At 65.6% G+C, this 10166-nt stretch carries 12 protein-coding genes; 6 read left to right on the plus strand and 6 right to left on the minus strand.

Translation table 11 applies throughout. The annotated features are described in order from the left end of the window. Window positions 1-1228: ATP-binding protein (locus EN884_RS12465; RefSeq protein WP_164894987.1), on the minus strand; the 1228-nt coding region annotated here is incomplete at its 3' end. A gap of 208 nt (window positions 1229-1436) precedes the next feature. Here EN884_RS12465 and EN884_RS12470 point away from each other — a divergent pair. After that, on the plus strand, window positions 1437-1742 hold the full coding sequence (locus tag EN884_RS12470; RefSeq protein ID WP_013530714.1) for a hypothetical protein: 306 nt from the start codon (window positions 1437-1439) through the stop codon (window positions 1740-1742). 96 nt (window positions 1743-1838) lie between these two features. Here the strand turns inward: EN884_RS12470 and EN884_RS12475 are convergent, their stop codons facing one another. The 3 genes from EN884_RS12475 to EN884_RS12485 all read right to left on the minus strand — a co-directional run bounded on the left by EN884_RS12475 (window position 1839) and on the right by EN884_RS12485 (window position 4717). Further along, window positions 1839-2669, minus strand: coding sequence for an aldo/keto reductase (locus EN884_RS12475; protein ID WP_174299083.1), 831 nt, complete (start codon window positions 2667-2669; stop codon window positions 1839-1841). 161 nt (window positions 2670-2830) lie between these two features. Then, window positions 2831-3463 (minus strand): PQQ-binding-like beta-propeller repeat protein, encoded by a 633-nt coding sequence (locus EN884_RS12480; RefSeq protein WP_013530712.1) that lies wholly within the window; start codon window positions 3461-3463, stop codon window positions 2831-2833. A gap of 33 nt (window positions 3464-3496) precedes the next feature. Further along, entirely contained in the window at window positions 3497-4717 is a 1221-nt protein-coding gene (locus EN884_RS12485) for a hypothetical protein (RefSeq protein WP_063168582.1), read from the minus strand. Between the two features lie 300 nt (window positions 4718-5017). Between EN884_RS12485 and EN884_RS12490 the strand changes: the two genes are divergently transcribed. From EN884_RS12490 to EN884_RS12500, 3 genes are all read left to right on the plus strand, one after another. Further along, window positions 5018-5770 (plus strand): thioredoxin family protein, encoded by a 753-nt coding sequence (locus EN884_RS12490; RefSeq protein ID WP_013530710.1) that lies wholly within the window; start codon window positions 5018-5020, stop codon window positions 5768-5770. A gap of 83 nt (window positions 5771-5853) precedes the next feature. Next, entirely contained in the window at window positions 5854-6114 is a 261-nt protein-coding gene (locus tag EN884_RS12495; protein WP_024501661.1) for a hypothetical protein, read from the plus strand. Between the two features lie 40 nt (window positions 6115-6154). After that, on the plus strand, window positions 6155-7159 hold the full coding sequence (locus EN884_RS12500) for an NAD(P)-dependent alcohol dehydrogenase (protein ID WP_063168583.1): 1005 nt from the start codon (window positions 6155-6157) through the stop codon (window positions 7157-7159). Window positions 7160-7221: 62 nt separating this feature from the next. Here the strand turns inward: EN884_RS12500 and EN884_RS12505 are convergent, their stop codons facing one another. Then, window positions 7222-8220 (minus strand): bestrophin family ion channel, encoded by a 999-nt coding sequence (locus EN884_RS12505; RefSeq protein WP_063168584.1) that lies wholly within the window; start codon window positions 8218-8220, stop codon window positions 7222-7224. 56 nt (window positions 8221-8276) lie between these two features. Beyond that, entirely contained in the window at window positions 8277-8897 is a 621-nt protein-coding gene (locus tag EN884_RS12510) for a TetR/AcrR family transcriptional regulator (RefSeq protein WP_024501664.1), read from the minus strand. A 287-nt stretch (window positions 8898-9184) separates the two neighbouring features. On the opposite strand from EN884_RS12510, the gene EN884_RS12515 reads away from it, so the two are divergent. Beyond that, window positions 9185-9682 (plus strand): (2Fe-2S)-binding protein, encoded by a 498-nt coding sequence (locus EN884_RS12515; RefSeq protein WP_013530705.1) that lies wholly within the window; start codon window positions 9185-9187, stop codon window positions 9680-9682. After that, window positions 9679-10166, plus strand: a 488-nt coding sequence (locus tag EN884_RS12520; RefSeq protein WP_206617585.1) for an FAD binding domain-containing protein, incomplete at its 3' end; no start/stop codon positions are given. The genes EN884_RS12515 and EN884_RS12520, both read left to right, overlap by 4 nt.

The following is a 10166-nucleotide window of genomic DNA, read 5'->3' on the forward strand; positions in this document are numbered from 1 at the left end:
ATGCTGACGCGCGGACGGAAACGTCCCGCCATGCGTCGTCCTGTGTCGTCTCTGACCCAAGGCCGGCCCGGGCGCGCGTCAGCATGCGGCGGAACTCCGGCAGGTCGGGCACGACCGAGGCCAGGCCTTCGATGCGGCAGCGGACCACGAACTCCTGATAGAGCACGCCGATCACGCGAAAACCCGCGTCGGGCTGCGCCAGGATGGCGCGCAGCACACGGTCCACGCGCTCGCGGCGCTCGGCCAGATCCTCGGCGCTGACTTGCGGCTCCGCCGGTTCGGGGCGGATTTCCAAGGCCGCCGACTTCGCCGCCATCAACTGGTCGAGCAGGTCCGGCGACGCCGGGCGACGCGGCGTGCGCACCGTTTCGGGCGGCGGCGCCGCCAGGATGATCGCGCGTGCATCCTCGAGTGCTGCTTCCGGCATCGCCATCAGCCGCGGCGTTCCGTTGCGCGGGCTCGTATCCGTCGGGCCGATGCGCAGGCCCAGCGGACGGCGCGACAGCGCCGGGCCGAGCGCCATGAACTGCCCGCGTTCCAGGTCGCGAAACGCCTCCGCCTGGCGCCGCTCCATGCCCAGAAGGTCGGCGGCACGCGCCATGTCGATATCGAGGAAGGTGCGGCCCATGAGAAAGTTGGACGCCTCGGCGGCGACGTTCTTGGCGAGCTTTGCCAGCCGCTGGGTGGCGATGATGCCGGCCAGCCCGCGCTTTCGGCCACGGCACATCAAATTGGTCATCGCGCCGAGCGAGAGCTTTCGCGCCTCGTCGGAAACCTCGCCGGCCACCGCCGGCGCGAACAGCTGCGCCTCGTCCACCACCACCAGCATCGGGTACCAGTGGTCACGGGCGACCTCGAACAGCCCGCCGAGGAAGGCGGCGGCACGCCGCATCTGGTTCTCGGCGTCGAGCCCTTCGAGATTGAGCACGGTGGAGACGCGATGCATGCGCGCCCGCTCGCCTGCCGCCTGCAGGCCGCGCTCGGTATGCTGCTCGGCATCGATCACCAGATGGCCGTAACGGTCGCCCAGCGAAACGAAGTCGCCCTCGGGATCGATGATGGTCTGCTGCACCCAGGGCGCGCTCTGCTCCAGCAGGCGCCGCAGCAGATGCGACTTGCCGGAGCCCGAATTGCCCTGCACCAAAAGGCGCGTCGCGAGCAGTTCCTCGAGATCCAGCTTCGCCGGGGCGCCTGCGGTCGTCTGTCCCATCTCGATCGCAACGGTCATCTCGACTCAGGCGCTCCTTTCGCAGACGGGCTTATCAACTGGGTCACGGCCCGTCGAGCGTGCATGACCGCCCGCGGCGTGTTGCGCACAACTGTGCAGGCACCGTCTGGAGGGGTCATCAGCCGATGCCTGGCGCAAACTTTGGGTTGACCCCTTCGGACCACGAGGCGACACTCCTCCCAACGCTACGAGTGCGAGGAGGAATGCGATGGACGAGCCCGAACGGTGGCGCCACATGTCGACGGCGCCGAAGGACGGCAGCCGCATCCTGGTCACTGTGCGTCCGTCCGAGCAGGGACCGGCGGAAGTCGACCTTGCCTATTGGTCGCGTGCCGACCAGTTCGCCTCGGAAGGCTGGCGCGCGTCGGACTCTTCGCCCGGGCGCGTCATCGAATACGCCGACCCGGAACTGAAATGCTGGATGCCGCTGCCCACCGCCAACCTTAGCCGCGCGTCGATGCCGGCGCCCTGGGAAGGCGAAGACGCCCAGCAGTTGGATGGGTCCGGGATTTGAGGGGCGCAAGAAATTGGCGAAAGCCGCAAAGCTGCCAATCTCCCCCCTCGTGGGGGAGATTAGCAGTTTCGTTGCCAGCTCGTTAAAACTTGCCTCTCAGAACAGGAACGCGGCTGTGGCGGGGTTGGGTCCGTTGCGGCCCTCGGGCGAATCCATGCCGCGGATCGTCTGCAGGTCCTGCGCATCCAGTTCGAAATCGAAGACATCGAAATTGGCGGCGATGCGATCCCTGCGGATCGACTTTGGAATGACGATCAGCCCCTCCTGGAGATGCCAGCGGATGATCGCCTGTGCGACGGACTTGCCATGTTTTTTGGCGATGCCTGCAATGGTCGGATCGCCGAGCAGCCGGCCGCTGCCCAGAGGGCTCCAGCTTTCGATACGGATGTCGTGCTTGGCATGAAAGTCCCTGACACCGCGCTGCTGGAACTGGGGATGCAGCTCGATCTGGTTGACGACGGGCGTCACACCGGTCTCGCCGATGATCCGCTCCAGATGGTCCTGGTTGAAGTTCGAAACGCCGATCGATTTGATGCGGCCGGCCTGCCTGAGTTCGACCAGCGTCTTCCAGGCCTCGACATATTTGTCCTGGCTGGGCACAGGCCAGTGGATCAGGAACAGGTCGATCTGTTCGACGCCGAGCTTCTCCATCGTCTCGTCGAAGGCGCGCAAGGCCGCATCGCGCTGGTGCGCGCCGTTGCGCAGTTTCGAGGTGATGAACAGCTCAGCCCGCGGCACGCCGGCACTGCGGATCGCCTCTCCGACCCCTTCCTCGTTCTGATAGCCTTCGGCGGTGTCGATCAGGCGATAGCCGGCCTCGATGCCCCAACCCACCACGTCGGCGGTGATGTCCTGGTCGACCTGCCACACACCGAGGCCGAGTTGGGGAATGGCGGAGCCGTCGTTCAATGCAATCTGTTCGGGCATGGTGGGCTGTTCAGGCATGAGGGATCCTTTGCAAAGCTGGGCCGGGCGTCCGCCCGGCGCACAGCCTATCTAGGTCCGACAAGGGGCAACGGCCAGCCGACAGCGGACAAATTGCCGTGTGAAGTGCGCCTGCAAGTGTGACTTCGGCGTCGGCCGCATCCTCACCGCGGCCGGCGCACCGCCCGCACCACCCCGGCGGATGTGCTGCCGCAATAAAGGCGGTCGCCGCCATCGGATTCCAGCCCCGACACGCCCATCCCGGCCGGCATGTCGAGCTTCTCCAGAACCTTGCCTGATTTCGGGTCGACGCGGCGCAGGTCGCTCTGGTCGCCTTCCCAGGTGGCGTGCCACAGCTCGCCCTCGACCCATGTCACCCCGGTGACGAAGCGGTTGGATTCGATGGTGCGCAGGATCGCACCGGTTTCCGGGTCGACCTGGTGGATCTTGCGTTCGCGGTATTGTCCCACCCAGAGCGTTCCTTCGGCCCAGGTCAGCCCGGAATCGCCGCCACCACCGGGCGCCGGAATAGTCGCCAACACCTGGCCGGTATCAGGGTCGATCTTCTGTATCAGGTCGTTGGCAAGCTGGAAGAAATGCTGGCCGTCCCAGGCGGTGCCGGCATGCGCCGCGACATCGATCGAGCGCAGGTTCTGCCCGCTCTCCGGATCGAAGGCGTTCAGCTTCTCGCCCGAGGCAAACCAGACATTGCTGCCGTCAAAGCTCACCCCATGCACCCTCTCCACATCGGCAAAGGGTCCGTATTCGCGCAGGATTTCGGCCGTTGACTGTTTCATGTCCTTGTCCTCATTGAGATCCGATGTCACTTCCTAACCGTTCGGCAGCGGGGCCGGGAGTAACAAGGTGGTCGTGAATCCCACCAGTGGAGGCGTCATCCAGCGGCGCGCCCGGCCGTGACCGAAAAACTGCACCTTGCCGGCCTCGCCAAGCTGCTCCAACGCCCGCTGCACGCTGCGCTGCCCGGTGCCAAGCGCCAGCGCCAACGCCGAACTCGCCCAGGATTCACCGTCGGCAAGGAAAGCCAGCACCGCCGCGTGCCGCTCCTCGATCGGCCGCGCCAGCACCAGCACCTCGCGTGCCTGGCGCGGCGCCAGCGCGAAGCCCTGGCTGGTGGCGCCGATGTCGGCCAAGCCCCGCAATTCGGTGCGCAGCCGGCCGATCTCGACCCGCAGCCGCGCCCGATGCGATTCATCGGCGTGCCTGCCGCCGAAGGCTTGCGCGATCAGCGTCGCCCTGGACACATCGCCTGGCCACGCTTCGGCGAGCGTACGGGCCAGCGCGAACAGAACCGGGCGCGTGGCCAGCGAGACCGTTTTCTCCTGTTGGCGCACGACATATCGGAAATTATCGACCAGCAGCGCCGGCGACGCCTGCAACGCCTCGACGTCCTCAAGCAGCAACGGGCGCTGCTCGCCAGCCGCGATCAGCCGCGCCGCCGGCGTGTCCAGCGCCAGGAATGCGCGGTCGACTTCAGCGATGAGCCCCGCAATGCCGGCCTGGCGGGCGGCGTGGCGTGCCCACTCCAACGCCCTGCGCGCCGGCTTCGTCTTGAGGCGCCGCATCGCGATGCCGGCGACGGCAAGTTCGTGGGCGGCGCGCGAGGCCGGCGGAAGCGGTGCCGGGTCGAGCCCCGCCAGCACGTCTTCGGCCTCGTCGAGACGGCCGATCAATAGCAGGCGCCGCACCTTGAGGTGGCCGGCATGCGCTGCGTTCAGCCGGTCGCCATGCTTTTCCAGCGTCGCCCGCGCCGCATCCAAAGCCTTGGCCGGCCAGCCGAGATCCCGCGAGACCAGCGCGATCTCGGCCTCGGCAACGACGCATCTGGCACGCGCTACCGCCTCTTTCGGGCCGAAGCCGCGCGCGGCACGCCGCAGCAGCGCCTTGGCGCGATCGAGATCACCGAGCTGCGCCATGGCAATGCCGCGCAGCGCCAGCGCCGGCGGGTCTTCGCGCAAGGCGACGCGATCCAGCGCGCCGAGCGGGTCGCCTCCGGCCAGTGCCAGCGCAGCCGCGGTGATCAGCGAATCCATTCAAATCCCGTCACACTTGTAACTCCCACCCTTGTGCGTCGCCGCCCTAACTTAAATCCGTACCGTCAACCGGCAAGCCGCATCGGCAACTATCGGCAACGCGCGGCACGCCAAGGGAGAACCGACAATGCCAACCGACACTCCTCTCCACCCGGCCGAAGGCACCGTGAGGATGCGCCACCCCTGCTGCGACGGGCCGGCTCCTGCAAATCCCGTCACACTTGTAACTCCCACCCTCCCGCTTCACCGCCCTATTCTGGCTGACAGCAAGCGACAACAGACTGGCAAAGGAGACGACCAATGACCAAGCACATCGCAATGAAGACCCCGCCGATCGTTTCGAGGCAGGACTGGGAAGCCGCCCGCGAACAGATGCTGGTGAAGGAAAAGGCAACACTGCGCGCCAAGGACGCATTGGCCGCCGAGCGCCGGCGCATGCCGTGGATGGAAGTCGACAAGGCCTATGTGTTCGAGGGACCGAACGGCAGAGCGAGCCTGCTCGATCTGTTCGAAGGCCGCCGCCAGCTGATCGTCTATCGCGCCTTCTTCGAGCCCGGCGTGCATGGCTGGCCCGATCACGCCTGCCGCGGCTGTTCGCTGGGCGCCGACCAGGTCGGCCACCTCGCCCATCTCAACGCCCGCAACACCACGCTTGCCTACGCTTCGCGTGCCCCGCAGGCCGACATTGCGCGGCTGAAGCAGCGGATGGGCTGGCAGATGCCCTGGTACACAATCACTGACAGTTTCGACAAGGACTTCGGTGTCGACGAATGGCACGGCCACAACGTCTTCATCCGTGACGGCGATCGCATCTTCCGCACCTACTTGATTAACAGCCGCGGCGACGAAGCGATGGGCACCGTCTGGAGCTATCTCGACGCGACGCCGCTCGGCCGCCAGGAAATCTGGGAGGATTCGCCCGAAGGCTATCCGCAGACTCCACTCTACTCCTGGTGGAACTGGCACGACAATTACGACGCCGGGGCCGACAAGAAATGGGAAGAAGTGTCTGCTGCCGGCGAGGCCGCATTCCGCGACAAGGGCGAGCAGTAACGGTTGTCCAGTCTGGGTTCCTCTCCCCACTCCGTGGAGAGAGGAACCTGTCGTGGCTGGCATGATCATCAAGGATCAAGGCGATGAGCGATATCCACACAGGTGCCGGCAGCACGATCCCAGAAGCCGCCACCCTCGGGCTGGCCGACTGGCTTTGCCTTGCCGCGGCACCGACCTTCGCCGTGATGGCGCTGCTCACCTGCATCTTCAGCGGCGATGCGGCCATGCAGTGCATGGGCACCGACGCCTCGCCCCTCACGGGCATGGCTGCGATGTATCTGCTGATGAGCGCCTTTCATCTGGCGCCCTGGCTGCGGGTGATCTCCGGCCGGCAGGCCCGCTAGGCCCTTCCAATTCTAGACACCCCACACATCGGAGAAGACAATGAGACTGGTCAGGCTGAGAGCGCCGGGCGGCTTGGGCAATCTCGACCTGGTCGAGGAAGATCCGCCCCAACCAGGGCCGGGCGAGGTGCTGGTCAGGATCCGGGCCTGCGCGTTGAACATGCGCGACGACTTTGCCGTGCAAGGCAAGATGCCTCTCGCCGACGGCCGCGTTCCGCTCTCCGACGGCGCCGGCGAAGTGATTGCCCTCGGCGACGGTGTCGATGCACTCAGGCCCGGAGACAGCGTCGTCAGCGTCTTCTATCCCTGGTGGCTGCGCGGTGACATGACGCCCTGCACCCGGCGCGATATTCCGGGAGACAGTTTCGACGGCTTCGCCAGCGAGTATGTCTGCATGCCGGCGCATGCTTTCACCAGGGCACCGGCAGGCTATACGCATGTCGAGGCGGCGTCGCTCACCTGCACGGGCGTTACTGCCTGGCGCGGCCTGATTGTGTGCGGCAAGGTGAAGCCGGGCGACGCAGTGCTGGTCCTCGGTTCGGGCAGCGTATCGCTGTTCGCGCTGCAATTCGCCAAGGCCGCCGGCGCCCGGGTCATCGCCACCTCATCCGACGAGCAGAAGCTGGAAAGGCTCAAGCGCCTCGGAGCCGACGCCGTCATCAACTACAAGTCCGTCCCGGACTGGGGCCGCAAGGCCAAGGATCTGACGGGCGGGCGCGGCGTCGATCACGTGATCGAGGTCGGCGGACCCGCCACGCTGGCGCAGTCGATTATCGCCTGCCGCACGGGCGGTCACATCGCGCTGGTCGGCGTCCTGACCGGCTTTGCGGCGGAAGTGTCTATCCCAGCCCTGTTTTCCAACCAGATCCGCATCAGCGGCATTTCCATCGGCAGCCGGGCCGACCAGGAGGATATGATCCGCGCGATAGAGTCCAACAGGCTGAAGCCCGTCATAGACCGCCACTTTCCGCTGCAGGACATCGCCACCGCCTTCGCTCATTACGAATCCCGAAAGCATTTCGGCAAGGTCTGCCTTGACGTTTGAGCGTTCTCCGCCAGCAGCACGATGAAGGGGACCGCCGGGGCCGCGCCTCGTCGTGATCCTGCCTAGGTCGCGATGTCGTTGACCGGCAGCAGGGGCTTGGGAAGGTCGCTCTCGCCGAGCCCGCTACGCAACTCGATCTCGATGTCGCGGCAGATCTGCGAGATCGGAACGTCGTTGGCATTGCCCTCGAACGGGTTGGCGCTGCTTTCGCCGACCTGGTCGAGAGACATGTAGGCCCAGCCGAGCAGCGTGCTGAACGGGATCGTCAGCCAGATCGCTATCGACCCGAGCGCGCCACCCAGTTTGCCCATATCGGCAAAGACGGGAACGACCCCGAACGGCAACAGTGTGCAGAAGATCATGACGAACATCGAACTGACGATGGCGTATTGCCGGGGATAGGGATTGTTCTTGATGCGATCGCAGCGCGCCTGCTGGTCATGGAAGTCGCGGATCAGCTTGGTCAGTTCGCCATAGATCTGAGGAGGGAGCTTTGTGTCCTTGAACAGCGCATTGACCTGGACAGATTGCAGTTCGAGCAGGGCTATCGCCGGCTGGGGCGATTTCAGGACGTCCTCGGCCTGTTCGGCGAGCAGCGGACGCAATTCGTCGCCGACCGAGCTCGCATCCTCATGGATACGGTAGCGCCGCCGGTATTCGATATTGGCGGCCCGCGCCATGGACTCCCATGGCATCGGCCGGCGCAGGGAAAAGCGCAATGCCGTCATCCAGGCGATGTGGCGATAGATGAGCTGTCTGGCCGTCGGCGCGTCGAGGAAATCCCTGCAGAAATTGGACCACAAACGGCTGCTGGCCGTAATTTGCGTAAAAGCCTGCAGCGCGTCGCTGCTGCGGGTGAACACCTGCGAATTCTTGAACCCGGCGACGAGTGACACGGTGGTGCCAAGCACCAGCACCACCGACCATGGCACCGAAAACCCGGCGATGCCTGGAAGACGGTAGGCCGCCACGGCCAGACCGCTCACCACCACCATGTAGATGACGCTGCGCCGCGACCACAGCGCGAAATCGATCAGTTTGTAGGAACGGCCTACATACATCGTATCCCCTCAACTCATCGATAGGTCTGGTTTTGCACGGCCGGAATCTGGTCGCCTCATTGTGCCTTTGCAGCCCCGAACCGCAACCCGTCCATCAACAGCTTGACCAGCCGGCGCGAGCGGTCGCGCCATTCGGGGGTGTCGGGCGCTGAATAGATGCCGCCCAGCGCGTGCAGCACGTCGGAAGCGTCGACGTCGCCGCGGATGGTGCCGTCGGCCACCGCCGCCTCGACCAGGCGTCGCAAGGCTTGCGACACCCGGCCGAACGTGTCGGAAAACAGCGTCGAATTGGTGGTGAGCACAATGCGCAGGCTGGTCGCCAGGCCGCGCTTGGTGGCGATGTAGTCGACGAAGCGCTGCATCCACTGTTCCAGCGCGACATCGGACGGATGTTTTTGGGCAAGCTCGCCGGCGGCCGCGCACAGCGCCTCCACCTCACGACGATAGACCACCTCGACCAGATGCTCGCGCGTCGGGAAATGCCGGTAGAGCGTGCCGATGCCGACGCCGGCGCGGCGCGCGATCTCCTCCAGCGAGCCATCGATGCCGCGCTCGGCAAAGACTGACACCGCCACCTCGACCAGCCGGTCGCGGTTGCGCCGCGCATCGGCGCGCAGCGGCTTTGCGTCTACGGCCTCGGCCTTCTGTTCAGCAATGGCGGACGGCTCGCTGGCCAATTTTTTCTCCACATCGTGTCAGGGGGCTTGAATCCGGCAGGGTCAGCCACCACGTAATAAACGGAGGCGCCTCCGTTTTAGTGGAGCACCTTTATCATATAATCAGGAGAACCGGTATGTCACGTCTTTCGAACACGCAAGCCGACATCTCCCCTGCCCGCCTGCCTCGCGGGAGATCCGCCATCTCCGCTTTCGCCGTCAAGACCTGACCGAACAGTTACCTTGCCCTTCTGCGGCAAGGCACCAGTTCAATCCCATCCGCGTCAAGCAACTGGAGCCAGACGCCCATGACCAGCCTTCCCATTACCCTCACCATCAATGGCCACCGACACCAACTGGAGGTCGATCCACGCGTAACCCTGCTCGACCTGCTGCGCGAGCGGCTCGATCTCACCGGCACCAAGAAGGGCTGCGACCGCGGCCAATGCGGCGCCTGCACGGTGCTGGTCGACGGCAAGCGCATCAACTCATGCCTGGCGCTGGCGGTCAGCCATGACGGCGCCCAGGTCTTGACCATCGAAGGCGTCGCCAACGGCGAGGAACTGCATCCGGTGCAGGCCGCCTTCATCGCCCATGACGGCTTCCAGTGCGGGTTCTGCACACCCGGCCAGATCATGAGCACGCTCGGCCTGATCGCCGAGGGACAGGCCGGCGACGATCCCGAACGCATCCGCGAGGGGCTGAGCGGCAACATATGCCGCTGCGCGGCCTATGGCGGCATCGTCGAGGCCGTCCTGGAAGCCCAGCAACAGCTTGTCAAAGCCGACCGGAGGACCGCGGCATGAGAGACTTCGATTACATCAGGCCCGCCACCATTCCCGACGCCATCGCCGCGGCAGCCGAGCCGGGCTCGGCCTATCTCGCCGGCGGCACCAATCTGCTCGACCTGATGAAAGGCGGCATCACCAGTCCCGAGCGTATCGTCGACATCTCCCGGCTGCCGGAACTCAACCGCATCGAACGGCTGGACGATGGTGGCCTGCGCATCGGTGCGCTGGTGCGTAACGCCGACCTTGCCTACCATCCGGCGTTCGCCAAATCCTATCCGGCGGTGGCCGAGGCGCTGCTGTCGGGCGCTTCGGCGCAGCTTCGCAACGCCGCCACCGTCGGCGGCAATCTGTTGCAGCGCACGCGCTGCAGCTATTTCTACGACACCGCCAGCGCCTGCAACAGGCGCCAGCCAGGCACCGGCTGCGACGCGCTGGAAGGCGAAAACCGCCTGCACGCCGTGCTCGGCTGGAGCGACGCCTGCATCGCCACCCACCCGCC

Source organism: Mesorhizobium sp. M7A.F.Ca.AU.001.01.1.1, assembly GCF_004022735.1.
In the GTDB taxonomy this organism is placed as follows: Bacteria; Pseudomonadota; Alphaproteobacteria; order Rhizobiales; family Rhizobiaceae; genus Mesorhizobium; species Mesorhizobium ciceri.